At 61.3% G+C, this 26,313-nt stretch carries 28 protein-coding genes; 11 read left to right on the top strand and 17 right to left on the bottom strand.

What is annotated here, in order from left to right; genetic code table 11:
* Positions 1 to 71: 71 nt before the first annotated feature.
* From nadD to HDF15_RS16370, 7 genes are all read right to left on the bottom strand, one after another.
* Positions 72 to 677, bottom strand: a complete 606-nt coding sequence (gene nadD, locus HDF15_RS16400) for a nicotinate (nicotinamide) nucleotide adenylyltransferase (protein ID WP_184257436.1) — start codon at positions 675 to 677, stop codon at positions 72 to 74.
* Positions 678 to 687: 10 nt separating this feature from the next.
* A complete protein-coding gene (locus HDF15_RS16395) occupies positions 688 to 1,524 on the bottom strand; it encodes a CHAD domain-containing protein (protein ID WP_184257434.1) in 837 nt (278 codons plus the stop codon).
* Between the two features lie 106 nt (positions 1,525 to 1,630).
* A complete protein-coding gene (locus tag HDF15_RS16390) occupies positions 1,631 to 2,263 on the bottom strand; it encodes a CDP-alcohol phosphatidyltransferase family protein (protein WP_014268003.1) in 633 nt (210 codons plus the stop codon).
* Between the two features lie 159 nt (positions 2,264 to 2,422).
* Positions 2,423 to 2,767 (bottom strand): DUF2695 domain-containing protein, encoded by a 345-nt coding sequence (locus tag HDF15_RS16385; RefSeq protein ID WP_184257432.1) that lies wholly within the window; start codon positions 2,765 to 2,767, stop codon positions 2,423 to 2,425.
* A gap of 3 nt (positions 2,768 to 2,770) precedes the next feature.
* On the bottom strand, positions 2,771 to 3,241 hold the full coding sequence (greA, locus tag HDF15_RS16380; RefSeq protein WP_184257430.1) for a transcription elongation factor GreA: 471 nt from the start codon (positions 3,239 to 3,241) through the stop codon (positions 2,771 to 2,773).
* A gap of 198 nt (positions 3,242 to 3,439) precedes the next feature.
* Complete coding sequence (gene ruvX, locus HDF15_RS16375; RefSeq protein WP_184257428.1) at positions 3,440 to 3,934, bottom strand: Holliday junction resolvase RuvX; 495 nt, start codon at positions 3,932 to 3,934, stop codon at positions 3,440 to 3,442.
* A gap of 5 nt (positions 3,935 to 3,939) precedes the next feature.
* Positions 3,940 to 4,218: a helix-turn-helix domain-containing protein gene (locus HDF15_RS16370; RefSeq protein ID WP_184257426.1), complete on the bottom strand. Its 279-nt coding sequence runs from the start codon at positions 4,216 to 4,218 to the stop codon at positions 3,940 to 3,942.
* A 457-nt stretch (positions 4,219 to 4,675) separates the two neighbouring features.
* Here HDF15_RS16370 and HDF15_RS16365 point away from each other — a divergent pair, with 457 nt between their 5' ends.
* The 3 genes from HDF15_RS16365 to HDF15_RS16355 all read left to right on the top strand — a co-directional run bounded on the left by HDF15_RS16365 (position 4,676) and on the right by HDF15_RS16355 (position 7,879).
* Positions 4,676 to 5,878, top strand: a complete 1,203-nt coding sequence (locus HDF15_RS16365; RefSeq protein WP_184257424.1) for an alginate lyase family protein — start codon at positions 4,676 to 4,678, stop codon at positions 5,876 to 5,878.
* A 23-nt stretch (positions 5,879 to 5,901) separates the two neighbouring features.
* The gene (gene mltG, locus HDF15_RS16360; RefSeq protein ID WP_184257422.1) at positions 5,902 to 6,870 is read left to right on the top strand and encodes an endolytic transglycosylase MltG; all 969 of its coding nucleotides are present in this window, start codon (positions 5,902 to 5,904) and stop codon (positions 6,868 to 6,870) included.
* Between the two features lie 112 nt (positions 6,871 to 6,982).
* On the top strand, positions 6,983 to 7,879 hold the full coding sequence (locus HDF15_RS16355; RefSeq protein WP_184257420.1) for a DUF4292 domain-containing protein: 897 nt from the start codon (positions 6,983 to 6,985) through the stop codon (positions 7,877 to 7,879).
* Between the two features lie 73 nt (positions 7,880 to 7,952).
* On the opposite strand, the gene HDF15_RS16350 is transcribed toward HDF15_RS16355, so the two are convergent.
* Positions 7,953 to 9,008, bottom strand: a complete 1,056-nt coding sequence (locus tag HDF15_RS16350; protein ID WP_184257418.1) for a Gfo/Idh/MocA family protein — start codon at positions 9,006 to 9,008, stop codon at positions 7,953 to 7,955.
* A gap of 2 nt (positions 9,009 to 9,010) precedes the next feature.
* Positions 9,011 to 9,235: a hypothetical protein gene (locus HDF15_RS16345; RefSeq protein WP_184257623.1), complete on the bottom strand. Its 225-nt coding sequence runs from the start codon at positions 9,233 to 9,235 to the stop codon at positions 9,011 to 9,013.
* 149 nt (positions 9,236 to 9,384) lie between these two features.
* Between HDF15_RS16345 and HDF15_RS16340 the strand changes: the two genes are divergently transcribed.
* Both HDF15_RS16340 and HDF15_RS16335 read left to right on the top strand, forming a co-directional pair.
* Complete coding sequence (locus HDF15_RS16340) at positions 9,385 to 10,233, top strand: HipA family kinase (RefSeq protein WP_184257416.1); 849 nt, start codon at positions 9,385 to 9,387, stop codon at positions 10,231 to 10,233.
* 132 nt (positions 10,234 to 10,365) lie between these two features.
* The gene (locus HDF15_RS16335) at positions 10,366 to 11,178 is read left to right on the top strand and encodes a DUF3037 domain-containing protein (RefSeq protein WP_184257414.1); all 813 of its coding nucleotides are present in this window, start codon (positions 10,366 to 10,368) and stop codon (positions 11,176 to 11,178) included.
* A gap of 122 nt (positions 11,179 to 11,300) precedes the next feature.
* On the opposite strand, the gene sucB is transcribed toward HDF15_RS16335, so the two are convergent.
* The 3 genes from sucB to lpdA all read right to left on the bottom strand — a co-directional run bounded on the left by sucB (position 11,301) and on the right by lpdA (position 15,280).
* Positions 11,301 to 12,932, bottom strand: a complete 1,632-nt coding sequence (gene sucB / locus HDF15_RS16330; protein WP_184257412.1) for a 2-oxoglutarate dehydrogenase, E2 component, dihydrolipoamide succinyltransferase — start codon at positions 12,930 to 12,932, stop codon at positions 11,301 to 11,303.
* A 92-nt stretch (positions 12,933 to 13,024) separates the two neighbouring features.
* Entirely contained in the window at positions 13,025 to 13,765 is a 741-nt protein-coding gene (gene lipB / locus HDF15_RS16325) for a lipoyl(octanoyl) transferase LipB (protein ID WP_184257410.1), read from the bottom strand.
* A gap of 66 nt (positions 13,766 to 13,831) precedes the next feature.
* Positions 13,832 to 15,280 (bottom strand): dihydrolipoyl dehydrogenase, encoded by a 1,449-nt coding sequence (gene lpdA / locus HDF15_RS16320; protein ID WP_184257408.1) that lies wholly within the window; start codon positions 15,278 to 15,280, stop codon positions 13,832 to 13,834.
* Between the two features lie 214 nt (positions 15,281 to 15,494).
* On the opposite strand from lpdA, the gene HDF15_RS16315 reads away from it, so the two are divergent.
* Entirely contained in the window at positions 15,495 to 16,016 is a 522-nt protein-coding gene (locus tag HDF15_RS16315) for a Uma2 family endonuclease (RefSeq protein ID WP_184257406.1), read from the top strand.
* Here HDF15_RS16315 and HDF15_RS16310 read toward each other — a convergent pair.
* Positions 16,013 to 16,408, bottom strand: coding sequence for a hypothetical protein (locus HDF15_RS16310; protein WP_184257404.1), 396 nt, complete (start codon positions 16,406 to 16,408; stop codon positions 16,013 to 16,015). The genes HDF15_RS16315 and HDF15_RS16310 overlap by 4 nt on opposite strands.
* A gap of 18 nt (positions 16,409 to 16,426) precedes the next feature.
* Entirely contained in the window at positions 16,427 to 17,413 is a 987-nt protein-coding gene (gene hemB / locus HDF15_RS16305) for a porphobilinogen synthase (protein ID WP_184257621.1), read from the bottom strand.
* 30 nt (positions 17,414 to 17,443) lie between these two features.
* Here hemB and HDF15_RS16300 point away from each other — a divergent pair, with 30 nt between their 5' ends.
* From HDF15_RS16300 to HDF15_RS16290, 3 genes are all read left to right on the top strand, one after another.
* On the top strand, positions 17,444 to 17,923 hold the full coding sequence (locus HDF15_RS16300; protein ID WP_184257402.1) for an STM3941 family protein: 480 nt from the start codon (positions 17,444 to 17,446) through the stop codon (positions 17,921 to 17,923).
* A gap of 86 nt (positions 17,924 to 18,009) precedes the next feature.
* Positions 18,010 to 18,231, top strand: coding sequence for a hypothetical protein (locus HDF15_RS16295; RefSeq protein WP_184257401.1), 222 nt, complete (start codon positions 18,010 to 18,012; stop codon positions 18,229 to 18,231).
* Positions 18,219 to 18,668: a PIN domain-containing protein gene (locus HDF15_RS16290; protein WP_184257399.1), complete on the top strand. Its 450-nt coding sequence runs from the start codon at positions 18,219 to 18,221 to the stop codon at positions 18,666 to 18,668. The genes HDF15_RS16295 and HDF15_RS16290 overlap by 13 nt, the downstream gene beginning before the upstream one ends.
* 74 nt (positions 18,669 to 18,742) lie before the next feature.
* Here the strand turns inward: HDF15_RS16290 and HDF15_RS16285 are convergent, their stop codons facing one another.
* On the bottom strand, positions 18,743 to 19,291 hold the full coding sequence (locus tag HDF15_RS16285) for a zinc ribbon domain-containing protein (RefSeq protein WP_184257397.1): 549 nt from the start codon (positions 19,289 to 19,291) through the stop codon (positions 18,743 to 18,745).
* A gap of 116 nt (positions 19,292 to 19,407) precedes the next feature.
* Between HDF15_RS16285 and HDF15_RS16280 the strand changes: the two genes are divergently transcribed.
* Positions 19,408 to 21,900, top strand: a complete 2,493-nt coding sequence (locus HDF15_RS16280) for an endonuclease MutS2 (RefSeq protein WP_184257395.1) — start codon at positions 19,408 to 19,410, stop codon at positions 21,898 to 21,900.
* Positions 21,901 to 22,159: 259 nt separating this feature from the next.
* On the opposite strand, the gene HDF15_RS16275 is transcribed toward HDF15_RS16280, so the two are convergent.
* Together HDF15_RS16275 and HDF15_RS16270 are read right to left on the bottom strand one after the other, a co-directional pair.
* The gene (locus tag HDF15_RS16275; protein WP_184257394.1) at positions 22,160 to 22,663 is read right to left on the bottom strand and encodes a hypothetical protein; all 504 of its coding nucleotides are present in this window, start codon (positions 22,661 to 22,663) and stop codon (positions 22,160 to 22,162) included.
* Positions 22,664 to 22,783: 120 nt separating this feature from the next.
* Positions 22,784 to 23,830: a VWA domain-containing protein gene (locus tag HDF15_RS16270; RefSeq protein ID WP_221314467.1), complete on the bottom strand. Its 1,047-nt coding sequence runs from the start codon at positions 23,828 to 23,830 to the stop codon at positions 22,784 to 22,786.
* A 291-nt stretch (positions 23,831 to 24,121) separates the two neighbouring features.
* Here HDF15_RS16270 and HDF15_RS16265 point away from each other — a divergent pair, with 291 nt between their 5' ends.
* Positions 24,122 to 26,257 carry a radical SAM protein gene (locus HDF15_RS16265; RefSeq protein WP_184257392.1) on the top strand — a complete coding sequence of 712 codons (2,136 nt, stop codon included), beginning with the start codon at positions 24,122 to 24,124 and terminating at the stop codon, positions 26,255 to 26,257.
* The last annotated feature ends 56 nt before the right edge of the window (positions 26,258 to 26,313 follow it).

Here is a 26,313-nt window from a genome sequence, read left to right as displayed (position 1 = left end):
CCGGTATCTTGCCTCAGGGCGCGATTTGCACGGCTCAATCTTCGTCCCGAAACAGCAACTTGGAGACAGCTCTATGCGCCGTAAAGATGGTGTTCCTGAATGTAGCTGAGAACGTCGAACGGAACGAGTTCGCTGCAGTCGCGGCCCTCACGCAGACAGGCGCGAACCTCGGTGGCGCTTACAGGTTCCGTGACGCCCTCCAGCAGGTAAATGTGCGCGCGTTGTTCAGGTGTCAAATCCAGTTTGTTGAGTGCTGAAAGAGCGAAGCCCGGACGGCTGACGACGATCCAATCCACAATAGCGAGCAGTTGATCGGGCGAACGCCAGCGGCGCAGGTCCAGGAAAGAGTCTGCACCGACGATGCTGTAGATCTCGGGGTAATGGGAAAACTCGGCCCGCAGATGTCGAAGGGTATCGATGGTGTAGTTCGGTCCGCTGTGGAGTCGTGGGGCGTCCAACGCGGAGGGCTCGAATCGAGCCTCTCCCCGGCAGAGGATCTCGACCATGGCGAGGCGGTCCTGGAAGGAAGCAGCAGCGCCTCCTGGCTTGAGCGGCTGCTGTGCGGTGGGTGCCAGCAGGAGACGGTCGAGCCTGAAAGTAGCTGCTACTGTACGGGCCACAGCGAGGTGGCCTCGATGAGGGGGGTCGAAGCTGCCGCCGAAGAAGCCAATGCGCATGGAGGAGCTCTCAGGTGCGGACACGTTCGAGCAAGGCTCGATAGTCGGCGAGGTGCTGGTCGCGCAGCTGGCTAAAACAGACAGCGGTGCTGTGGTTGTCACCCAGTTCGGTTGCTGCTTCGGCAGCAAGTGCGAGCGTGTCATGCCACTGGCCGCCGGCGACCTGGAGTGCCTCATAGCGCTGTGCCGAACGCGTGGCGGCTGCAGAGTTCGTCGCGAGCTCTGCCTGGTAACGTGCAATACGCGCAGCCTTGCGAATGGAATGCAGATGTTCGCTCGAAGGGTGGCGAATGATGAGAGCATGCGTGCCGCGAAAGTGTTGATCGACCAGGCGCAAGAGCTCGGCTGCGGACAACTGAAGTTCCTGCGCAGGCTCGAGAGCGGTCAGCAGCGCGTCGAAGGCGGAGGCAAGCTTTGCCTGTCGCTTATGGAGCAGCTTCAGAAGCTTGCGGGCAGCGCGCTTGCGGCGTTGCTTGCGGATCTGGCGAAGCTCTCCAAGCTCGGCGAGTTCGTTGAGCTTGGCATCCGTATGCTGTTCGATCTGCTTTTCGTCTTCAGCGGTGTGAGTCTTTAATAACTTGCGCTGAACATCGAGATCGCGGACGCGTCCGGCAGTCCGGCGAATCTTTTTGAGCAGCCGCAGAGAACGGCCCATCTCAGAGCGGTAGGAGGGCAGCCTCTTGAGTAGGCCCAGTAACTCGAGTTGCGCCTCGATCCGGCGGGCTTCGGTACGGACCTTGTGGACGGCTTTAGGGCGTGGCTTGTCCAGGCAGAGGGCAATCGCGCCCTCGAGCGCGAGAACGTGCTCACGCAGGGTTCGAACCGGAGATGCGGTAGCCGTGGCCATAGTTTATTGGGGTCGTACCGGGCGCATGAAGAATAAGTCTACACGCCGCTTTGTGCTGGTTTGCGTTCGGGGCCGCCCGCTGTAGAAGCGGTAGATCGGCACTGCTCTACGTGTTCAACGCCAGCTTGCGCCGCTCGGTCTCGAGGTACGTGTAACGGATGCGATGGATGACGGTAATGGTCGAGAGCACCGCGAGCACCCAGAGCGCAGGAGCCATCGCTCCCCAGCGGTTGAAGAGCGCGCCCAGAATCACCAGGACGATACGCTCAGGCCGCTCCATGAAGCCGACCTTGCAGGAGCCGATGAGGGCTTCAGCACGAGCGCGCGTATAGCTGACCATCAGGCTTGCCGTCATGACGAAGGCCGCGAGGAAGACATAAAAGAAGCGGTTGCCACGAGCGTAGTAGACCAGCAGGCCGAAGAAGAGCGCGACGTCGGAGTAGCGGTCGAGCACGGAGTCGAAGAAGGCTCCGAAGACGGAGACCTGGTTGGTCTGGCGCGCAACGCGACCGTCGACCATATCGAACAGCCCGGCGCCGATGATGACCAGGCCGGCGTAGAGGAACATGCGGACATTGTTATCCGCGCGTGCGTAGCCGAAGAAGAAGGCCGCAACGACATTGATGATGAGTCCGATGAAAGTAAGCGTGTTCGGCGAGATGCGCGAAAGCGCAAGACCGTTGACGATCTTCTGCAGCAGCCAGCCGCTGCCTTTACCGAATGCGCGTGTCCAGGTCATGAGGGTACAGGGATTAGTTTATCGCGATGGCTCGCGAAGTGCGATGTTTGTATATCAATGAACTACTACAAAACGTTGTTATCGACCCGAGAAACGCTTTTGCTTTTCTGGTTGTCATTCCGAGCGTAGCGAGGAATCTGCTTCTCGCCCGTATCACCACTATTGCTTGTTTTGCTTCAATTCTGCTGCGCGTGTCTTCCAATAGCGCTCTCTGGGAAGACTTTCCTCCAGCGCGTTGTAAAGAATCTCACAATCACAGAAGCCACCCCGTGATCTCATCACAGCGAAGATATCTTCGCGATCTTCTGCGGTATACCCGGCCTTAATGAGAAGAGCCGTAGCGTGAGTGAAGTCATGTTTGCAACCAATTGGATTATCTGCACCCTTATTGAAGATGAGCTCTTCCAGGCTGACGAAGAACCCCTTTCCTTCGAGGCTTTTCATTACATAGGGTGTGATGTCCCGAATGATCGAGTCAAAGTCGTCCTCTGCCTCGTCCGACATGGCTTATGCCGCTACGCCGTGAATCGTCGTCAGCTTCAGTACTTCAAGCTCGCGCTTGCCATTGGGCGTAACGACCGTGGCAGTGTCGCCGATCTCTTTGCCCAGCAGCGCGCGGCCGATCGGCGAGGTCGTCGAGATCAGGCCTTTGGTTACGTCTGCCTCTTCGCTGGTCACAAGCTTGTAGGTAATCTCTTCGTCCTTGGTGCTGTCGAAGACGACAATCGTAGACCCGAAGCCGACCTTGTCCCTGGGGATATTGTCGAGGTTCACCATGGCGAGTTCGCCCATACGCTTCTTGAGCTGGCCGAGACGCGCGTTCACAAACTCCTGACGCTGCTTGGCCGAGTGATACTCGGCGTTCTCGGAGAGGTCTCCAAGCGCGACTGCCTTTTTAATCTCGGCGGGGAGTTCGGTGGTCAGTTCGTATTCGAGTGCCTTGATTTGCTCTTCAAGAGCCCTTTTGATGTCTTCCATGCGTGGGTCTGCTTTGCTGGGCCTTCGGCGGGTGCCGACAGGGCGGTGGAGTGAAAACTCCATTATACGAGACTTGCCCTTCCGCCCCGCGTCCGATGCCCTTGTGCACGGCGCTTGTGGCCAGGGAACACCGGCTTCCTGTAGAGCCACGAGCTGCGAGGGAGAGAGCGATGAGGAGTGCTCATCCGTGCCGGGAGCTTAGGTGCTCCCGTCGGCGTCCGGGTCGGGGAGCAGAGCAGGCTTGCCGCCGGAGAGGAAGCTTTCCAGCAGCAGCGTCGCGGCCACCTGGTCGATGAGGTCTTTGCGGTCGATCGTCTTGCCGTGGCTGCGGCCTGCGGTGCGGGCGCTGTGTCCGGCGGCATCCAGCAAGGCATGGGCTTCGAGCGTGGTCAGCCGCTCGTCGAGCAGATGGTGTGCAAGCGTGGGATGCTCCTCGCGCACGGCGGCGGCAAAGGCCAGGGCCTTGGCGGCCTGGGGGCTGGGAGAGCCGTCGGCGTGGAGCGGATTGCCGACCACGACAGTCGTGACCTTGTGCTGGCGAATGAACCGGGCTACGGACTTCAGGTCGGCCCGGAGCGAGGTGCGGTGCAGCGTGAAGAGCGGCTGGGCCGTAAGACCCAGCGGATCAGTTATGGCAAGACCGATGCGGCGGTCGCCGACGTCAAGCGCGAGAATGCGAGGGGGAGTCTCCACGTCTCTCAAGCAGCCTTCGCGATGTGCATCTCGATGTGCAGGCCTGCAGCCGCGACCATATTGACCAGGCTGTCGAGAGCAAACAGATCAATATGACCCCGCATAAGATCGGAGATTCTGGGCTGGGTAACGCCGAAGAACCTGGCTGCTTCCTTCTGCGTCATACCCGACTGGGAGATGTGCTCTTTCAGCACAATCATGAGCGAGGACCTGAGCTTCATGTTTTCGGCCTGTGCGGGAGTCTCTTCTATAGCGTCCCAAATGTTCTTGAAGACTTCATTCATCGCTGAATTATACAAAATGCAAGATAAGTAGGGTCGGGGGACTACTTTGCTGGCCGAGACTGCGCATGGTTGGCATGAAGGTAAGCCCTGAAAGGGCGACGCTACACCAGCCCCGGGTAAAGCCCGGGGGGTTTGTGGCCACTTCGGAGCGGAGCGCTGAAGGCGCGATCTATCGTGGGGGCACAATAGGTCGCCCCTTCAGGGCTCGGGATTCTATTGGGTCCTAACCCAGGGCTTCGCCCTGGGCTGGTATATGTCGCCCTTTCAGGGCTTGTCTCTGTTCACGATGTGAATCAGCGTTTAGGGATACCCTATGAAATTTTAAATGCAATTTCTGTGCCAGGGGTCACCATCTGGCCTACTCAAGCGCGTGAATGCTACACTTCTCTGCGTTTTGAAGCACGGCTGTTTCGTTCCCCAGTCGTTCCCGTTCCCCCAGCCATCCAAGGAGAAGTTCATGTCTCTGCTGCGTCGTATTGCGCCGGTCGCCCTGGCGGCCTCGTTTTTTAGCGGAATCTGTGTTGCCCAGGCGTTTCAGCATCCCGGGGTGCTGGTGAGCGGGCCGCAGCTCGACTTCGTGAAGGCCCAGGTCAAGGCCAAAGCAGAGCCCTTCTACAGCGAGTACCAGAAGGCCGTGGCGAGCGAGTACGGAGCGCTGGACTATCAGTTGCAGGGACCGCCTTCGACAGGAATCATCGACTGCGGGCCGGTCTCTCATCCCGACCATGGCTGCCATGCCGAGGATGCGGACGCCAGCGCGGCGTATTTGCAGTCGATGCTCTGGTACATCAGCGAGGACCATCGTTATGCGGACAATGCGATCCGCATCGTCAACGCCTATGGGCATAACCTGCACGGCTATACCAACTCGAACGCCCCGCTGCAGGCGGCCTGGAGCGGCGAGACCTGGCCGCGGTCGGCGGAGATCCTGCGCTACAGCCATGCAGGGTGGAAGCCGGAGGACATCGCAGCCTTTTCGGCGATGCTGACGAAGGTCATCCTGCCGCTCATTCATGACGGCTCAGGCTCAAACGGCAACTGGGAGTTGAGCATGATCGACGCGATGACCGGCATCGCGGTATTTACAGACGACCACGCCCTCCTGAAGCATGCCGAGGACCTGTGGCTGCAGCGCGTGCCTGCCTACTTCTATAACTCGGCGCTGGATGGAGCGCACCCCCGCCGACTGCCGCGCGCAAGCGGCGAGACGAGCTGGTACGGCACGACGAACCTGAACGCCAGCGTGGACGGCATGGCGCAGGAGACGTGCCGCGACCTCGGGCATACGAGCTACGGCATCTCGTCGACGATGGCGGCCGCCGAGACGGCGCACATCCAGGGCGACAAGCTCTATGAGGCCGAGGAGAAGCGACTGTTGCCTGCTCTGGAGTTCCACGCGCACCTGTTATTGCGCAAGGACCCTGTGCCGACCCTGGTCTGCGGAGGCGCGGTGCACTACGCGCAGGGAGCGACGTTCGTGGTGGGGTATAACGAGTACCACAACCGGCTTGGAGTGCCTCTGCCGGAGACGAAGGAGTGGATCGAGCAGCACGTGGAGCAGTATCCCGTGCCGGTGGACATGCACATGTTCGTCTTCGAGCCGCTGACGCATGGAGCCGATGTGTCGTCGGCCGGGCAAGGAGCCCCGCGCAGTCATTAGAATGCGAAGCAGGGGTGGGGTGCGTGCGACTGCTGAAGTTTCTCCTGGTACTGATCGTTCTGGCTGCTGCGGCGGTGGGATTCTACGTGTTTCTGCCCTATGGGCCTTCGTCGGAGACCTTCGTCGAGATCACGCCGGGCATTGGGACCGCAGGGGCTGCCGCACAGTTGCAGCAGGCGGGCATCATCCGCAGCAAGCTGGCGTTCGAGCTGTTCAAAACCCTCAAGAACGGCTCGCTCAAGGCCGGCGAGTACCGCTTCGACCACCCGGCTTCGCTCCCCGAGATCTACGCCCGGCTGCATCGCGGCGATGTCTATACCCTGACGCTGGTCATTCCCGAGGGCTATAACCTCTTCGATATTGCACAGGCGATTGCCGCAGCGGGACTGGGCTCTCGCGACGGTTTCCTGAGCGCCGCGCAGCAGCATACGGAGCTGATTTCCCGCTGGAGCCCCAAGGCCACTTCACTTGAGGGCTACCTCTTTCCCGATACCTACAAGTTCAGCCGTCACGCGACGCCGTTGCAGATGCTGACCGTGATGACCCGGCGCTTCGGACAGCAGGCGGCGCGGCTGGGACTGGCTGATGGGGACACGTCACGGGCCGTCACGATGGCTTCGCTGGTCGAAAAAGAGGTTCACATCGACGCGGAACGTCCGGTGGTCGCGGGGGTCTTCGAGAACCGGCTGGCGGCGGGGATGCCCCTGCAGACCGATCCGGCGGTGATCTACGCGTCGCTACTGCACGGGACGTGGACGGGAGTGATACACCAGAGCGAGCTGCACTCGGACTCGGCGTACAACACCTACACACACACCGGCCTGCCTCCCGGGCCGATCTGCAATCCCGGTATGGCGGCGTTGAAAGCGGCGCTGCATCCGGCCCAGACGGACTTTCTTTATTTCGTGGCGGATGCGAATGGGGCGACTCGTTTTGCCCGGACGCTGGCGGAACATGACACGAACGTAGCGGCCTATCGGGCCGGACGTTAAACGCAAGAAAGTGCAAACTTTTTGGCGGCTCCGGTATCCAATGACTACATACCTCCGAATATCTGAATCAGCACGGGGTCTGCGCTAGTCGATATACTGAAGCTTGCACCGAATGAAGAGATCTCAAGCGTTTCCGTTGTTATTTGTGCTGTTGTCTACCGGTCTGACCGGATGCTACAGGACGACGCGTATTGTCCAGAAGACCCAGGCCCCTGAAGTCTACCGCTCCGCCGGTGTCGAGCAGTTGCAGAAAGAAGTCTCCGACCGCGATGCGGCCATCAAGACCCTGAATGCCTCCGTGCTGATTACGGCTACCACCGGTGGGGGTAAAGAGGGCAAAGTCGTTCAGTACACCTCGTTCCGGGGTTTTATCTTCGTGCGGAAGCCGCACGATCTGCGCGTGATCCTGAAGATTCCGATCATCGGTTCCGAGGGGTTGGACATGGTCAGCAACGGCGACACGTTCACCATGATGAACTGGTCGTCGCACGGCGATGTCTGGCGGCAGGGATCGAATACAGTCACGAAGCCTTCCAAGAATGGGCTGGAGAATCTGCGCCCCCCGGTCTTCTTCGACTCGTTCATGATTCCTGGTGTCGGTGCGGATGAGTTCGTTACGCTGACCGAGTCGACGCGCGTGCTGCAGCTCGATAACAAACATCACGAAGCCATCGAAGAGCCCGACTACGAGCTCACCATCATGAAGAAGAAGGATGGCAACCCCGCCATCCTGCAGCGCACGCGTACGATCCACATCAATCGCGTAACAATGCTGCCCTTCCAACAGGATATCTACAACGCCGACGGGCAGGTCGAAACGCAGGCGACCTACGATCACTATCAGCCGTATGGGGACCAGCAGTTCCCCGCACTCATCACGATCAAGCGTCCACTCGACGAGTATTCGCTGAAGGTGGAGATTACCAAGCTGGCGCTCAACGAGAAATTGGACAACGATCAGTTTGAGTTGCCGATTCCACCCGGGGTGACTGTGCAGAAGCTTGATTAGCAGCAGGAAACAGCAAGACAAACGCCACGACTCCTTTGCGAGCGTGGCGTTTTGCTTTTTCTGTTTCCTGCCGCTAGCTGAGCCCCGCCCGTTGCGCGTGCTCTGCAATCTCTCGATTAATCTCAAGCGCCAGGGATAACGCTGCTCGTCCTGCCTCGCCCGTGACGCGTGGCGCAGTACGAGTTCGCACGGCGCGGAGGAAGTCCTCCAGCTCCAGCCGTAGCGGCTCGGCCCTTGGCAGGTCGAACTTCTGCAGGTTGAGTCCGGCGGAGGGGTGCTGCAGAATTGCTCCCGCCCCGGTTGCAGGGGTGGCGGACAGATCCTGGGTGCTGGGACGAGACAGGAAGGCGGCTGCCGCAGAGGGATCGACGTCGATCGACAGCAGCTCCTGCCGCGCGAAGTCCAGCGACAGGTACTGGTGCGGCTGGAACAGCCGCAGCTTGCGTACCTGCTCCGTGCTGACGCGGCTGGCGGTAAAGTTCGCGACGCAGCCGGAGTCGAACTCCACCCGCACGTTGGCGATATCCACCTTGCGGGAGAGGACGGCCAGACCTACCGCGCGCACCTCGCGGATCGGGGAGTTGGTCAGCGAGAGAACCACATCCAGGTCGTGGATCATCAGGTCCAGCACGACATCCACGTCCAGCGAACGCGGCGTGAAGATGCTGAGCCGATGGGACTCGAAGAACATGGGGTTGTTGAGCCGCTCGGCGACGGCGGTGACCGCCGGGTTGAAGCGCTCGAGGTGACCGATCTGGACGATGCGGCCCAGCGAACCGGCCAGCGCGAGGACGCGGTCGGCTTCGGCCAGAGAGGCAGCGAAGGGCTTCTCGATGAGGACATCGAGCCCGGCGTTCAGGAGCTGCTCGGCGAGCGCGGCGTGGTGGACCGTGGGCACACAGACCGAAGCCGCGTCGAGGGAGAGCCCGGCTGCAAATAACTCTTCAACAGAGCTAAAAGCGGGGATGCCGTAGCGCGCGGCAGCCTCTTCGCGGGTTGGGGCATGGGCCTCGACGAGCGCGGCCAGCTGCACGAGCTCGGGATGCGCGGTCTCCAGCTCGCGATAGACGCGCAGGTGATTGCGGCCGAAGGCTCCGGCCCCAACGACGGCAACTTTAAGGGGCGTCACGGTTACTTCTTTGCTGGGGCTGGAGATTCCACGGCCTCACGGCAGCGGCCATAGAGCTCGAGCAGAGCGTTGACCTGGTCTTCGGGCTTGGCGGAGGAGGGCAATCCGAAGCCGGGCGTGGACGAGGCCGCGGGGCGGCCCAGGTTGGCGTGTCCGGCCACAAACTTCAGGAGGTCGAGCGCGATGTCTTCGGAGCGGCGTGCGGCAGAGCTGGGACTTTGTTCCATCTCGCGATGGTAGCGGGTGAACGTATGTGGGGGCAACTAGGAGCGGCAAGTGATAAGTGGCAAGTGGTAAGTACAAAAGCAGGCCGTTTCGAACTTACTTGTCACTTGCCACTTATCACTTGCCGCTATCATGGCGGTGGAGACCCCCTTTGGCCGTCATTGCAACCCAAGCGATTCACCGTCTGCGCGGCGGCGCGCAGAGCCAGTTGATGCTGGGTTCTGACGGCAACCTGTGGGTCGTCAAGTTTCAGAACAATCCGCAGCACCTGCGGGTGCTCGCCAACGAACTCATCGCTACGCGACTGGCGGAGGCTGTCGGCTTGAGCGTGCCGAAGACCGACGTGATTGAAGTAAGTCCATGGCTGATCGCCAACAGCCCGGAGATGGTCGTCGAGCGCAGGCGCAATGTCTCCGAGCCCTGCGCGGCGGGGTTGCAGTTCGGCAGCCAGTTCGTGGGCGGTCTGAATCCCGGTCAGGTCGTCGACTATCTGCCCGAGTCGCAGATGGATGAGCTGCGCAATCTCGCGGAGTTCGCGGGGATTCTCAGCCTGGACAAATGGACGGGCAACTGCAACGGACGGCAGGCGGTCTATGAGCGCCGTCCGCGCGAACGGCGCTACCGGGCGATCTTCATCGACCAGGGCTTCTGCTTCAATGCGGGGGAGTGGACGTTTCCCGATCCCGTGCTGCGCGGCGTCTTTCCGCGCAACTACGTGTATGCCAGTGTGACAGGATGGCAGAGCTTCGAGCCCTGGCTCAGCCGCATCGAAGAGTTTGCAGAGAGTAAACTCTGGCAGATCGCCGAGGCCGTGCCGCCCGAGTGGTACGGAGGCGATACCGCAACGATCGAGCAACTGATGCAGACGCTTTTGCAGCGCCGCTCGGGTGTGCGAGAGAGTATCACTGCCTTCCGGGAGTCGCAGCGGAACCCGTTTCCGAACTGGCTTCCGTCAAAGAGCGTTGTGGTGCCGGTTGGAGTACAACAGTTTGTGATGTAGCGGAAGTTGGTTTTCGGTTACGAGAGACGAGTTGTGAGCTGCGAGTTATGAGAAGCCGTTTCGGCTCATTGCTGGTTTTTCTCATCGCTCGTAGCTGAAGGAAACCCATAAGCTAAGAACAGGAGATTCAACATGCCCGAACGCATGCAGTGCGAGTTCTCCCTGATCCGTTATGTGCCGGATGTGGTGAAGGGCGAGTTCGCGAACATCGGCGTGGTGCTGCGCGAAGCCGGCCACTCGGAGGCGGTCGTCCGGTTTACGCGCGACTGGAGCCGTGTTCGCTGCATCGACGCCGAGGCCGATGTCGCGCTGCTGGAGTCGCTGGAAGCCGAGCTTGGTGCGCGACTGCAAACGGCACCCCAGCTCAACGCGAAGCCCGTGCTCGAAGTGCTGGGGGATTCTCTCTCCAACAGCGTGCAGATCACAGCCATGCGTGCCACGCTGGCGGAGAACCTGCCTGCGGAGATGGAGCAGCTGATGCGGATGTACGTTGAGCCACTGAAGGCTCCGGCAACGCGCCGCAAGACGAGTGGCCGCACGGCGATTGCAGGCGCGTTGCGCGAAGAGTTCGAGCGTGCCGGTGTCTGGCGACTGATGCGCAAACGCATCTCCGCTGCACAGTACACGCAGGCGGGCGATCCGCTGAAGCTGGACTGCGGGTATCGCAACGGCAAGGTGCGGATGTTCCACGCGGTGTCCCTGGAGAACGACGCGGAAGGCGCCAAGGGTCTCGCCTACTCGGCCGCAGCGTTGCGTGCCGGAGTGCAGCGGGTAGAGGGTGTAGAGCTGGAGCTGACCGCAGTGGTGGAACCGCTCGCCCGCATCAGCGATCCCGAGCAGTATGGCTTTGGCATCAGCGCTATGGAGCGTGAGGCGATCCGCGTGTTGACGGTTTCAGATCTGGGACGCGTAGCGGAGACGGCGAAGCGAGAGCTGAGAGCGTAAGAGCAGCGGCCAGTGCTTAGGGTTCAGGGCCCAGGGCTCAGAAAGAAAAACGCCACGACTCTATTGCGAGCGTGGCGTTTCCCTAATCCCTGGGCCCTAATTCCTGAGCCCTGGACCCTGTCTTACCCAATCTCTTCGGTCCAGTTCTCGAGATAGGCTTTGAAGTCCGTCATGAACTTGCCGGCGTCGGAGCCATCGATCGTCCGATGGTCGAAGCCGAGGGTGAAGCGCTGGATCGAGCGGATGGCGATGGTGTCCTGGCCGTCCTTGTCGGTGAGTACGACAGCTTCCTTGTTCAGGCCGCCGATGCCGAGGATGGCCGACTGCGGCTGCGCAATGATCGGCGTGCCGAACTGCTCGCCGAAGATGCCCGAGTTGGTCAGCGTGAAGGTGCCGCCGGCCACATCGTCCGGAGCCAGCTTCTTCGTGCGGGCGCGGTCGGCAAGATCGACGATGGAGCGGGCGATGCCGAGGAAGCTCTTCTCCTCCGACTGCTTGATGACCGGAACGATCAGGCCCCACTCCAGCGCTACCGCGATGCCGATGTTGATGTTCTTGTTGTAGAGGATGGCTTCGCCCTGCGTCGTGGAGTTGACGATGGGGTGCTTGCGCAGCGCCTGCACGGCTGCACGCGTGATGAACGGCATGTAGGTCAGCTTTACGCCGTTGCGCTGCTCGTACTTGTTCTTTTCCTTCTCGCGCAGCTTCACGATGCGGGTCATGTCCACCTTGAAGACGGTGTGGACATGCGCGCTGGTGGCCTTGGACTCGACCATGCGCCTGGCGATGATGGCGCGCATCTTCGTCATCGGGACCAGCTCGCCGGGCTGCGGCTGCGGAGCCGCGGGGGCAGCAGGCTTCGAGGCCGCAGCCGGTGCGGCAACAGGGGCCGCGGCTACAGGCTGGGCAGCGACGGGTGCGCCGCCTTCGAGGTGGCCCAGGATGTCCTGCTTGGTGATGCGACCGGAAGCTCCGGTACCGGGAACCTGGGCGAGATTGACGTTGTTCTCCGAAGCGATCTTGCGCACCAGCGGCGAGGAGCGCAGACCCTCTCCAGCGGAGGCAGAAGCTGCGGCGGGAGTGGGTGTGGATACAGATGCCGCAGCCGGGGTGGGAGCCGGGGCTGCCGGTGCCTTGGCGGCCGGCGCGGCTCCGCCGCCGATGACGGCGACCACGGTGTTGATGGTGACGGTCGCGCCCTCTTCCACCTTGATTGCGGTGAGTATGCCTGCGACGGGCGACGGGATCTCGGCGTCGACCTTATCGGTGGAGATCTCGAAGATGGGCTCGTCGCGCTGGACGGTGTCGCCGATCTTCTTGAGCCACTTGGTGATGGTGCCCTCGGTGATGGACTCGCCCATCTGCGGCATCAGGACCTCTGTGCCAGGACCGGCTGCTGCGGGAGCCGTGGCCTCAGCGGCTGCGGCCACATCCTTCGCTGCGGTGGCAACGGCAGCAGGGGTAACCGTATCTTCCTTCTTCGGAGCTGACGCGGTGTTCGGAGCAGCGGCTGCGCCGCCCTCTTCGACCGTGCAGACGACCGTATTGATGCTGACGGTAGCGCCTTCCTGGACCTTGATCTCACCGAGGGTTCCGGCGACGGGCGAGGGGATCTCGGCATCGACCTTGTCGGTCGAGATCTCAAAGAGCGGTTCATCGCGCGCGACGGTATCGCCGGGCTGTTTGAGCCATTTGGTGAGGGTGCCTTCGGTGATGGATTCGCCCATCTGGGGCATGACTACTTCGGTCGGCATCGCGATCGGTTCTCCGGGTTCATTAGGTACTGCGCAACATTGGATTATACGAGGATCGTGCGAACGTCCGCTCAGGGCGTGCGTTTAGCGAACTAAGCCTCTTGGGTTGTGGGGGCCAACAGCTCTTCGAGCGAGTCGACCGCCAGCACCTGCCGCTGGAAGACACGGCCGAAGTTGGCGGCTGCGCTGTTCGCGGCCTGTTGAAGTGTAGGCAGCGGTTGTTGGGGTGATTCCAGCTCGAGCGAGGTCACGGTGCGGTCGGTGATGCCGCAGGGGACGATCCAGTCGAAGTCGCGGAGGTCGGTGGTGACGTTGAGCGCGAAACCGTGCGAGGTGACCGCCTGTGAGACGTGGACGCCGATGGCCGCGATCTTCTTCTCGGCGATCGAACCTCCGGCCAACGTCCAGACCCCTGTGAGCTTGCAGATGCGCTGCGCGGGAACGCCGAAGTCCTTGCAGGTAAGGATGAGGGCTTCTTCCATGAGGCGGACGAAGTCGACCGGGCCCAGGTGCGGTCCGCGCTTGCCCGGAAGGTCGCCGCGCAAGTCGAAGATCGGGTAGCCGACGAGTTGGCCGGGGCCGTGATACGTCACATCGCCGCCACGGTTGATCTCGTGGATCTCAACGCCTTTGCGGGCCAGGGCTTCGTCCGTCGCGAGGATGTTGGCGCGCGTACTGTTGCGTCCCAGCGTCAGGACCGGAGGATGCTCAAGCAGCAGGAGCGTATCGCCGATCTGCTGGGCCTTGCGCGCGGCGACGACCTCGGCCATCAGGCGGAGGGCCTCGCTATAGGAGATACGGCCGGGTTGGAGGAGATGGAGGACGTTAGACATGAATTTCGGCGGTGCAATCTGCCAGGGGCAAGGGTTTCCTTGCCCCTGGCAGAATCAGCGACCTTGTTACGCGTTAATCGCCATACCTTCGACGCTTGAGAAGCCGTCCAGCAGGCTCTCCGCGAGGGTGGGGTGGGCGTGGATGGTGAACATCAGCTCTTCGACTGTGGCCTCGAGCTCCATCGCGACGACGCACTCGGCGATCAGCTCAGTGGCGTTCGGTCCAATGATGTGGACGCCCAGCACCTCGCCGTACTTCGCGTCGGAGACGACCTTGACGAAGCCGTCGTGCGAGTCGAGGATGGTCGCCTTCGAGTTGCCGACGAACGGGAACTTGCCGACCTTCACCTGGTAGCCCTTCTCCTTGGCCTGCGCCTCGGTCAGACCGACGCTGCCGATCTGCGGGTCGCAGTAGGTGCAGCCCGGGACGCGGTCCTTGCGCACGGGACGGGCGTACTTGCCCGCGACCTTGCTGGCAACGACTACGCCGGCCATGGCGCCGACGTGCGCCAGTTGCGGCAGGCCCGCGACGATGTCGCCGATGGCGTAGACGCCCGGCTCGGAGGTCTCCATCCACTCGTTGACGGGTACGAAGCCGCGGTCGAGCTGGATCTTGGTCTTGTCGAGACCTGCATCGGCGGTGCGAGGGCCGCGGCCTACGGCAACGAGGACCTTTTCGGCCTCCTTGACCTGGGGTTTGCCTGCGGCATCGACGAAGCTGACCTTGACTCCGTCCTTGGTCTTCTCGATCTTCTCGACCTTGCAGCTGACGTTCACATCAATACCGCGCTTCTTGTAGGCGCGGGTCAGTTCCTTCGAGACCTCTTCGTCTTCGACCGGAACGATGCGGGGCAGGGCCTCGATGATCGTAACCTCAGCGCCGAAGCTCTTGAAGATCGACGCGAATTCGACGCCGACTGCGCCCGATCCGATGACGACGAGTGACTTCGGGAAGGTGGGCAGCGAGAGGATCTCGATGTTGGTGAGGATGGTATCGTCGGCCTGGTAGCCGGGCAGCATACGGGCGTCAGAGCCGGTGGCGATGACAACCTTTTTGGTCAGGATCTTGGTCGCAGCCTGCAGTTCGGCATCCTGGCCCTTGCCTTTGTCCTCGGCGGTCACGTCGATGGTGAACACGCCGTCTTTTGCTCCGCCGGTGAGCCGGCCATGGCCGCGCACGACGGTGACCTTGTTCTTCTTCATCAGGAAGTCGAGGCCTTTGGTGTGCTTTACGGTGATGTCGTTCTTGCGCTTGAGCACGTTCTGCCAGTTGAGCTTAGGAGCGCTGACGCCCTCGATACCGTAGCTTTCGGCGTGCTTCAGGTGGTCCCAGACCTCGGCCGAGAACAGCATGGCCTTGGTGGGAATGCAGCCCACATGCAGGCAGGTGCCGCCGAGCTTGTCGGTCTTTTCAATGAGTGCAACCTTCAATCCGAGTTGTCCGGCGCGGATCGCGCAGGTATAGCCGGCGGGGCCGCCGCCGATTATTGCCAGGTCGTAAGTGGTATCTGCCAAGGGAATGCGCTCCAATCGTGTGTGCAGGTGCTTGCCAGGCCCAAATTAGGCCGGGACAGCTTAGTTTACGCCGCCCGTGCAAGACCACGGTATTCGATGTTCGAGTATCGGCTTTGGACTCAGGCGCAGGAGGTTCGAATGCCGGCAGAGGAGGGATACGCAAAAGCGTGTCGCGCCTGGACGGAGCTAAAATAACTCCAACGGAGTGTGCGCCATGGCAAGTTCAGTTCTTGTTCCTGTCAGCGAGTACCTGGCCAGCAGCTACCATCCTGATCGCGACTATATTGATGGCGAACTAAAGGAGCGAAACATGGGTGAGGAGGCGCACGCCGAGGTCCAGGCGATCCTTGCAAGGATCATTGGGAATCATCGCGCGGAATGGGGTGTTCGCGTCATGACGGAAGTGCGCGTCCAGACATTGGCGACTCATTTTCGGATTCCGGATGTATGTGTCGTCCCGAGCTCCCGCCCCCGCGGAACCGTTATTCGTTATGCCCCAACCCTTTGTATAGAGATTCTGTCTCCAGAGGACCGGATGAGCAACGTCCAGGAAAAGGTCAACGAGTACGCTCGCTTCGGTGTCCCCAGTATTTGGGTGATCGATCCGCAGCAGCGGGTCGGATATCATGCTTCGCTTCACGGCTTCGAGCAGCCGGCGGATGGCGTGCTGCGGGTGGTGGGCTCGCCTATCGAGATCTCACTGGCTGAGATCTTCGCGGAGTTGGACGAGTTTTAATGATGCAAATGTATTGCATGAAGTAGCCAGTTGATGCTGGTGATCGCACCTGCTGTCAAAAAGATAACTATCGTTGCCATGACAGCATACCCAACCACATTGGCGCGAAAGGTTGGCTTTGTGGCTTCGAACTTGGGTGCTGGATCAAGAACGATGCTTTCGAGTGGAAGCCATGCTGCATCGATCCATTCCGAAGCTTCAGGGCTTAGCTCGCCTCCGGTTGAGACTTCGAGCAGTTCCATCGCGAAGCGAATCAGGCCTGCCTCATTCCCACGAATGGACAAAGACTCCTCGTCGGCGAGAAGCAACAATGCTGGCGGATCGGCCTCAGCCGCAAAGGCCCGCAGGGTTTCCTGCTCTCGTCGCAACACCGCAATCCGGTCACGTGTCATGAAGACCTCCTGTCACGATCAGAGAATCCTGGCAGCGTCCTTCGCGAAGTACGTCACGATAAAGTCTGCTCCCGCACGGCGGATACCCAGCAGGCTCTCCAGCATGGCGCGTTCAGGTTCGAGCCAGCCGCGCTGGAAGGCGGCGTGCAGCATGGAGTATTCACCCGAGACCTGGTAGGCCCCCATCGGTAGATCGAAGCTGTTGCGAGCTTCGCGGATCACGTCGAGGTACGGCATGGCGGGCTTCATCAGCAACATGTCCGCGCCCTCGGCGATGTCCTGTTCGATCTCCCGCATGGCCTCGCGCAGGTTCGCGCCGTCCATCTGGTATGTGCGGCGGTCGCCGAACTGAGGCGTGCTGTCGGCGGCCTCCCGGAACGGTCCATAAAATGCCGAGGCGAACTTTGAGGCGTAGCTCATGATCGGCGTGTTCTGCTGGCCCGCTGCGTCGAGCGCCTCGCGCATGGCCCCGATGCGGCCGTCCATCATATCGCTGGGTGCGACGATGTCGGCTCCGGCCTCCGCCAGCGAGGCGGCTGCCTTGGCGAGCAGCGCGATGCTCGCGTCGTTCTCGATCTGGTAGTGCTCGCCGTCGCGCGCGACAACCCCGCAGTGGCCGTGCGAGGTGTACTCGCAGAGGCAGACATCGGCGATGGTGACCAGCGAGGCCGACGCCTTCGTCGCCTTGATCGCCCGCAGGCCGCGCTGGACGATGCCATCCGCGGCCCATGCCCCACTGCCCTGCTCGTCTTTTTCGTTGGGGATGCCGAAGAGCAGCAGACCCCCGATGCCGAGTGCCGCGCACTGCTCGGCTTCCTTCACGGCCTCGTCGATCGAGAGGTTGAAGACTCCGGGCATGGAACTGACCTCGCGACGGACTCCTTCGCCCTCGCAGAGGAACAGCGGATAGAGGAACGCGCCGGGGTGGAGGTGCGTCTCGCGCACCAGTGAGCGCATGGCGGGGGTGGAGCGTAGACGGCGTAGGCGCGTGGCGGGAAAGTGCATAGACTCAAGTTTACGGCGAGAGGAGTCGGTATGACGGAGTTCGATACGTTCCCCATAGTCCTTCGTGCGAGCCGCAGGAAGCAACTGCTGCTGCTCCTCCTTTGCTTAGCGTTTGTCGTCATCGGCGTAATGATGGTGCGTGACGGCGATTCGATGGGCTACTTCTGTGGCGGGCTCTTTGCTGTGGGCGCGGTGGTATTTGTCGTCAATATGCTTCCCAATGCCTCCTACCTGAGGCTGGACGAAGAAGGTTTCGCCTTTTGCAGCCTGTTCCGGGCGCACACCGTGCGGTGGGCGGACATCCAGGAGTTCGGGTTGGTCACCATTCGCCTCAAGCGCATGGTGGCATGGAACTTTGTGGCGGGCTACTTCTCCAACCCGGGTTGGAGAAGTGTGAGCCGTGCCGTAGGCGGATTCGAGGCTGCGCTGGCGGATACCTATGGGCGAAGTGCAAAGGATCTGTTAGCGATCATGGTGACTCTGCATGATCGCTATGCCGCTATGCCGTAATAGGGGTGCCCGGTCTAAATTCAAACCTGGATTTGCTGTGAGTACGTTTGTCCAGTTCTGAGTATCATGGAACGAGGACATTGCATATGGCCACGGCTTCCTATCAGATCGCGCTCCAGATGGCGGAGGCGCTCCCCCGCGATGAACAGATGCGCCTGATTCAGGAGTTGGAGCGTCACGCGCAAATCGATATTGCTTCCGAAGAGCCTGTCAGTCTGCTGGATCTGTGCGGTCTTGGCCAGGAGGTCTGGCAGCAGATGGATGCACAGGAATATGTCGATCGTGAGCGCGCATCGTGGAATGGGTAGACCGGCTTAGCGGTCAGATCGTAGGGCTTGATACGGCCCCGCTGATTTATTTCATCGAGAAACACCCAACCTACCTGCCGTTGGTTCATCCTTTTTTTGAAGCTGTCGAGCGTGGAGACATTCAGGTTGTGACGTCGACGCTTACTTTGACTGAAGTTTTGATCCATCCTTTGCGGCAGGGCAACCGGGACTTAGCACTGCAATACTCGCGCATCTTGCTTAACGCAAATCACTTGAAAACTCTCTCCGTATCTCCGTCTATCGCGACTGAGGCGGCGCACCTTCGCGCACGGCACGGATTCAAGACACCCGATGCAATTCAGATTGCTAGCGCCCAACACGGCAACGCTACATTTTTTCTAACCAACGACGAGGCTCTTACCGGAACTTTCGGTCTGCAAACGCTGGTACTGAAGCATCTTCTTGTGCATCCATAGTGTTTGTTGCCCTATCTGCGTTACGGGTAAAGAACGCTGTCGTTTGTCACTGCAAACGGCAGCGTTCGCTTCGTTCAGCTTCGCGGTGTTGCGCGGGAGATCGCCTCGTACTCCACGACGCTGGCTCCCGGGGCCAGCACCCACAGTGTGTAGATGCCGAGCGCCGTGCCCAGGAACGGGTGAAACAGCGCCAGGATTCCGAAGATAATGCCGAAGACGCGGCCCCAGGGCTGGCGTGTGATGAGCGCATAGCCCGTCAGCAGGCAGAGCGCAACCGAGACCATCAGCGAGGTGAGCGCAATCGGCCAGAAGGCTGCCATCCAGGCGTTGCTGAAGGGGCCGCTGCCGAACATCCAGTCGGTGTGGGCGTGATGGCCGAACATGCCATGAAGGAAGAACAGACCCGCGAGCTTGGTCATGAACCGGACGGCGGCATAGATGAGCCAGAGCGTGCCAAGCGTCTGGATGTGGTTGCCGACGCGGGTGTAAGGAAGAGGCGCTCCATAACCCGAGAAGGGCTGAGTGGGGGAGCCGGGTTGTGACGGAAGACCTGTCTGGGCGCCGCAGCGGGTGCAAAAACGCGCATCCTGGGCGAGATCGTTTCCACAGGTGGGGCAAAGCATGGGGTGAACCTCCGCGAACCGGCACTTGCGGGCTCGCACAGAATGATCTACGCAATCCGCGCGCTTTCAGTTCCGCAAACCACGGCGTCAGCGCTGGGAGCCTCTATCCTAGAGAGGTGGAACTCCTGCCCCAAACTCCGAATCCGTTGTCCGAGATCGGCGCGAAAGCGTTGCAATGGGCAGACCTGCAACAACAGCTTGCCGAACGTGCCCAGTCGTCGCTGGGGCGGGCCTGCGTTCTGACGCTGCAGCCCTCAGCCGACCCGGCATGGATCGAACGGCAGCAACAGCGTACCGAAGAGATGCGCCGGCTGGTAGCAGGCGGAGGCGGATTTCAGTTTCACGGCATCTTCGATCCCTCCGTCACCCTGGACAAAGCCCGGATCGAAGGCTCGGCTCTGGAGCCGGCAGAACTGCTGGCTGCGCTGGAGTTAGCGGAGCGCGTCGAGGCGTGGCGGCAGGTGCTGCTGGCCCCGCCGGGCGCAGTGCAGGGTAAGTGGCCCGCTATCGAAGAGCTTTCAGCGCCGCTATTGATGCACGATCTTGGCAATCTTCTGGTCTTTTTACGCGGCAAGATCGAAGCCGACGGCAGTTTGAGCGACGACGCCTCGCCGGAGTTGCGGCGCATTCGGCGTGCCATGGAACGGCAGCATCGGGCGATTGAAGACAGCCTGCGTCGCGCCCTGTCTAAGCTCTCGGAGAGCGGCAGCACCCAGGACGAGCTCATCACCGTGCGCGGAGAGCGCTTCGTGATCCCCGTCAAGGCGGAGTTCAAGCGCAAGGTCGGCGGTGTGGTGCATGGGTCGAGTTCGAGCGGACAGACCGTGTTCGTCGAGCCCATGGAGACCATCGAGCAGAACAACGAGCTGGTGCGGCTGCTCGACGAAGAGCAGGCCGAGGTACATCGGATACTCGTGGCCATGACCCGCGCAGTCGCCGCGCAGGCGCAGGCTCTGCTGCTGGGCGCGGGTGTGCTCGCGCAGGCCGACGCGCACCAGGCGGTAGCGCGTTTCGCGGAGCTGCTGGAGTGCGTGCGTCCGGCATTCGCCTCCGCAGAGGCGGCCAGCGAAGAGGACGAGGGCTATGAGTTCGAGCTGGCTGCGGCGCGGCATCCCCTTCTGGAGCTGCGGCTGCGCGAGCAGGATGCCGCCATTGTGCCGCTGACGATTGCCCTGCCGCTGGGCATGCGGCAGATGATCGTCAGTGGACCGAACACCGGCGGCAAAACGGTTGCACTGAAGACGGCGGGACTGCTCGCGCTGATGGCCCAGGCGGGCCTGCCGGTGCCTGCGGCGCGCGCGAAGCTGCCACTGTTCACGGCGATCTATGCCGACATCGGCGATGCGCAGTCGATCGAGCAGAACCTCTCGACCTTCTCGGCGCACGTGGTCAATGTGAACCGCATCGCGCGCGTGGCTGACGATACTTCCCTGGTCCTGCTTGACGAGCTGGGTTCAGCGACCGATCCCGAAGAGGGCGCCGCGCTGGCTGTCGCGGTGGCCGAGCACTTTCTCATGCAGCGCGCGTGGTGCCTCATCACGACGCATCTCACCTCGCTCAAGGTCTATGCGACCAAGCATGAGGGCGTGCTGAATGCAGCGGTAGGTTTTGACGAAGCGCGGCTGGCTCCGACCTATGAACTGCGGCTTGGCGTGCCGGGAGCTTCGGCAGGACTGAACATTGCGGCGCGGCTGGGGCTGGACCCGGCGATCGTGGCGAATGCCCGTGCGCAGATGACGACGCAGCAGATCGATATCGGTCGCTTTCTCGACGAACTGCACGCGCAGCTTGCGACAGCCAAAGACGAGCGCGAAGGCCTCGCGGAGTTGCAGAAGAAGTTGAATGCGGAGCGTTTGAAGCTGGCCACCGAAGGCCGCGCGGAGCAGCAGGCACGAACGCGCGAGCTGGAGCGGCAACTGAAGTCGCTGATCGAGGACTTCGAGTCCCAGCTTCGCGACACGGTGAAGGCCATCGACGACAAGACTGTCGCGCAGAAGATCGCTCGCGATTCGGCGCTGCGAATTGCGCAGTTGCGACGCGAGTTTTCGGCGCAGTTTCAATCGACGGTGGCTACGCACACCAGCGAGAACGACCCCGGCAGCCAGAAGAAGACGGCGGACCGCCAGCGCGAGCCTTCGGTGGGCGATCTCGTGCGGTTGAAGTCGCTGGGCCGCGAGGGGCGTGTGGCGCGGGTCATCGATGCCAAGACGCTGGAGGTCACGGTTGGCGCGATGAAGATGCGCGTGCCGCGCAGCGATGTAGCGGAGGTGGTCGCCGTTGCGAAGGAGACCCCGGTGCAGGGCGCGCGCAGGCGTGGCGGCGTCACGGTCTCCACCTCGACCGGTTCGGACGACGCGGAGTACATGACGTCGGAGATCAACGTGATCGGCCGAACCGCCGACGAGGCCGAGAGCGAGGTCGAGCGGTTTGTGGAGCGCGCGTTCCTGGCGGGACTGCCGAGTATCCGCGTGGTGCACGGTGTCGGCATGGGTGTTTTGCGCCGCACGCTGCGGACGTTTCTGAAGAACCATCCCCATGTGGCTTCGGTGACGGAGCCGCCGTATAACGAGGGTGGTCAGGGTGCGACGCTGGTGGAGCTGAGACAGTGATGGGATGACGGCTGCAGTTGATTTTGCAGTTGTCGTAGCCCTTGTCTTTGCTTTTCTGGTTTGTCATTCCGAGTGAAACGAGTGAATCTGCTTCCTCCCGTTCTTCGATCGTAGCGACGAGAATGCAGGTGCGATGTACATTGGCCAACGCAGAACAGTTGGAGCGATCCGGGCAAAAAAACGGGAGGAAGCAGATTCACTCGCTACGCTCGGAATGACAAACCAGAAAAGCAAAGACAAAACCGCTTCTCCGACAGAACTACTTACGCGCAGCCCCTCGCCCCGCACCACCCCGCATCGCCTCAAAGTAAACCCCGCAGGCGCTGACAACAATACGTCCAGGCCCAGCCAGCAGAACCGAGTCCCCAGGCACCTCGGTCGAAGCCCCGGTAATGTCGGCATCCTCGTGCTGCAGATCCACCTCCAGCACCTTCGGCGAATGAATGCCGAGCTGTTCGAAGTCCGCGCCGGCGTTCTCCTTGCGGAACTCCCTGTCCGTTACCTGGCGCGTGTTGATGTCTTCCAGTGGCACCTGGCCGCCCCGCCAGCGCATGGCATTGGCGCGATACGTCAACGTAGAACCGACGAGGGGACGCGCCTGTTCGTCGCTCCAGCAGGCTGTGTTCTTTGTGGGTAGCACTCGCGTAATTCGCCAGGTGCCAGCCAGTTGCGAAGGCAACGGTTCGGAGGAAGTTGTAGCGGCCATCGTCGTCGCTACCAGGGCGATGCATGCAGCAGTTCTGGCAGTCGTACCCCAAGGCATGAAAAGCGTCTCTCCCGTAGCTGCGGTTGTTTTGCAGCGTTTTCTGTACAGATTCAAGGATTCAGATGCGGGAAAACAATGAGAGCGTTGGTTGCAGAGGAGGCCGGAAACCTGCTGGCATCACTTCGCAGGTTCAATGTCATTGGCCCAGTACGATTCGCGGTGGCGGACCGTCGCTGAGGGATAGTCGGGAATCTTCACGCTGAGGCTGTGCAGTCCCGGTGACGCGGCACTGCTTCCCGAAGCGTCTGCCGGAAACCTGGGCACAAAGCTCAACAGGTAGTAGTTGTGAACATGATTGGCCAGCGTGTTCAGGCTGCGGTCGAAGCCGTGCTGCGTGGTGAAGTTGATGTATTCGCCGCCCGAAAGGCCGGCAAACTCCTTCGGAGCGTTCGTGCGCGCGGCCTCGACCGCCATCACCACCAAGGCAAGCCAATTGGTGGTGGCGCCTGGCGGGGGACCATGCTCCCCCTCATCGATCAGTTGTGATTTGGCTGGGGAGAACGACACGGTGTCCACCACAGTATTCGTGCGTCCCAGCGCGCGGATTACATCCATGGGTTTGGTCTCGCTGCCGTGGTCTCGGGTCTCGCTGATGAGCAGGATGACGCGGCGGCCTGGTGTCTTGCGACTATCGAGCAGGGTGTTGGCGTAGTCGACGGCATCGAAGATCGTGTCTTCGTCATCGCTGCACGGTGCCAGCCTGTTCAAGGCCCTCTCCCGTGCGGCGGGGTCGCGGGTGAAGCCCGAGAGCAGCTCTTCGCCGGTGCCGAACTGCACGACGGCGGTGTCGGTCGGGGCTCCCCCGACCAGCGCCGAGACCATTGTCGCTACCCCGCGCAGCTTCGGGAACTCACGCTCCGCGGAACGCGAGCACTGCACCACGACGACGAGCGAAAGAGGCCGGGCATCGTTCCCGGCATCTTCCAGCTGAACGTCCTGGTGGACGCCGTTATCTTTGGTGAGGAACTGCGAGGCCTTGAGCCCGTAGACCATATCGCCCTTGCCGGTCTCGACGGTGGTGGGTACGAGCACAAGCTGCGACTGCACCTGAAGGGTTGGAGCAGGTAACTGATTCTGGTTTACCGGCTGATTCTGGTCTGCAGTCTGGGCCTGCAGACCGAGCGAGATACCGAGAGACAGGAGGCTGGCAATCCGGTAGCGCATGCAACCAGTGTAAGGCGGCTGTCCGGCTGGGTCGGAATCGGGCGTTTGGGGGGTGTCCGCTGGGGCTGGGGTTGTCCCCGTTCGCTGCAAAATATCGCCATTCGCTGTTTTCCCGAGGACTTCCTTCGGAGCCTTCACTAGGCTGAACGGTACAGGGGAACCGTGTCTTTGATTTCTAAGGCAGGAAACCCGCAAAGTACTTCTCGGATCATGGGTTAGCGGTATAGGCTTAGAGATGACATGGTCGCCGCAAGAATGGCTGCGGCGAACCCTCAGGAGACATTAAAAGTTATGGCAAAGGCAACGAAGCTCTTTGAAAAAGGCGTGGTGCTCACCGCTAAGGCTGGCTGGAGCGTGTTCAACAAGCTGAACTCGATCAGCCCCAACAAGAGCTTTACTCCCAAGTGGAGCGATAAGCCCCTGCTGAAGTCCTACCAGAAGGAAAAGCCGCCCCTCGGCTGGCCCCGCACCACTGATTCGCTCTGCCCCAAGTGCGTGCCTGAGATTCGCCAGCAGATCGTGGACGGCAAGCTGCCCCACGAGATCCTGCTCAACGAGAAGGTCGGCGAGATCAAGGCGCAGATCATCGAGCGCGACGGCAAGATCCTGATGGTCAAGGATTGCCCGATCCACGGCCACTTTGAAGACGTCATGTCGATCGACACGGCCTTCTTCAAGCACCTCGAAGAGGTCTTCCCGGGCCGCGACATTCGCGCCCACAACGATGAGAAGCTGCACAACCACGGCACCTCGACCGTCACTCACGGCCGCGGTTCGGTTCTCACCATCGATCTCACCAACCGCTGCAACATGATGTGCGATCCCTGCTTCATGGATGCCAACCAGGTCGGCTTCGTCCACGAACTCACGTGGGACGAGATCAAGACCATGCTCGACAACGCGGTCACGATCAAGCCCAAGCGCCAGATGTCGGTTCAGTTCTCGGGCGGCGAGCCCACACTGAGCCCCTACTTCCTCGACGCGGTGGCCTATGCTCGCAAGGTCGGCTACACCTCGGTGCAGGCTGCGACCAACGGCATCGAGTTCGCGAAGTCCAAGGAGTTCTCGAAGGCTGCTGCTGAAGCGGGCCTTCGCTACGCGTACCTGCAGTTCGACGGTATCGGTAACGCCGCCAACTCGCACCGCAAGGTTGGCAACTCGTTCGACGTGAAGCTCCAGGCGATCCACAATCTGCATGAGGCTGGTGTGGATATCGTCCCCGTCACCTGCATCATCAACGGCATCAACAACGAGCAGGTTGGCCGCATCATCGAGTTCGCGCTCGACAACCCCAAGAAGATCAACTTCCTCAGCTTCCAGCCGGTCTCGTTCACGGGCCGCGACGAAGAGGTTTCGGACGAGCGCCGCATGGCGCAGCGTTACACGCTCAGCCATCTCGCACACGACGTCAAGAACCAGACCGGTCTCGGCGAGCCCGTTCGCGACTGGTTCCCCATCAGCTTCATGTCGACCTTCAGCGATTGGGCCGACCTGGTGCACGGACCGAACCACGACTGGGGCCAGCTCTCCTGCGGCTGCCACCCGAACTGCGGCATCGGCATGGCGCTGATGATCGACAAGGAAACCAAGGAAGCCGTGCCCGTTACGGCATTCCTCAACGCCGACCGTCTGGCCAAGGATATCGCGCGCGTCAACGACGCAGCCCGCGGCAAGTACCTGACCATGCTGGGCGCCGGCCTTGCGCTCATCCGCAACTACGAGCCGAAGAACGCTCCCACCCACTTCAGCATCTTCTCGCTGCTCACCAAGTTCGATAAGTGCTTCGGCGCGACCGGCCGCAACTACGGCAAGGTTACCGCCGACCGCACCCAGGCGGACATCGAGAAGCGCCGCGCCGACCGTTGGAACTTCCTCTTCATCGCCGGCATGTGGTTCCAGGATCTCTTCAACTACGACTTCCGCCGCACCGAGCAGTGCATCATCCCTTACGCAACGCAGGAAGGCGAGATCAGCTTCTGCGCGTACAACACGGGTGTGGGCTGGCGCAACATCATCGAGAAGATGCACATGACCTCGTCGCTCACCAAGTGGTATGAGGAGCACGGCCGTCACGAGATCTTCGCGGGCGGCAAGAAGGTTGGCCTCGAGAAGGAATCGAAGTATGACCTCGTTCTGAACCAGGAGCATGTGGATTCGGCTGCGAACGATACCTTCGACAAGAGCGGTATCGCCAAGAACGCGCGCGAAGAGAAGATTCGCGCTCGCGACTCGAAGCTGAAGCAGGATGCCGAGAACGCTCGCATGGCCAAGCTGTATCGCAAGGAGATCCTCCAGGAGCCGGAAGCTCCCGCAGGCTTCGTGGCAATCGGCGAGATCGGCGGCCTGGGCGGCATCAAGCCCGCGGCTCCCGTCACCAGCAAGGCTGAGGTCGTCAACAACATCGAAGAGACCGTAGCCGGCGACTAGTACTGCGTACGCTGGATGCGCTTCGCGTAACAAGCAATAGCAAAGGCCACCCCTGC

The organism is Granulicella mallensis, from assembly GCF_014203225.1.
Taxonomy (GTDB): domain Bacteria; phylum Acidobacteriota; class Terriglobia; order Terriglobales; family Acidobacteriaceae; genus Granulicella; species Granulicella mallensis_A.
The sequence above is the reverse complement of the archived record's forward strand: the minus strand, read 5'-3'. Positions and strand labels throughout refer to the sequence as shown.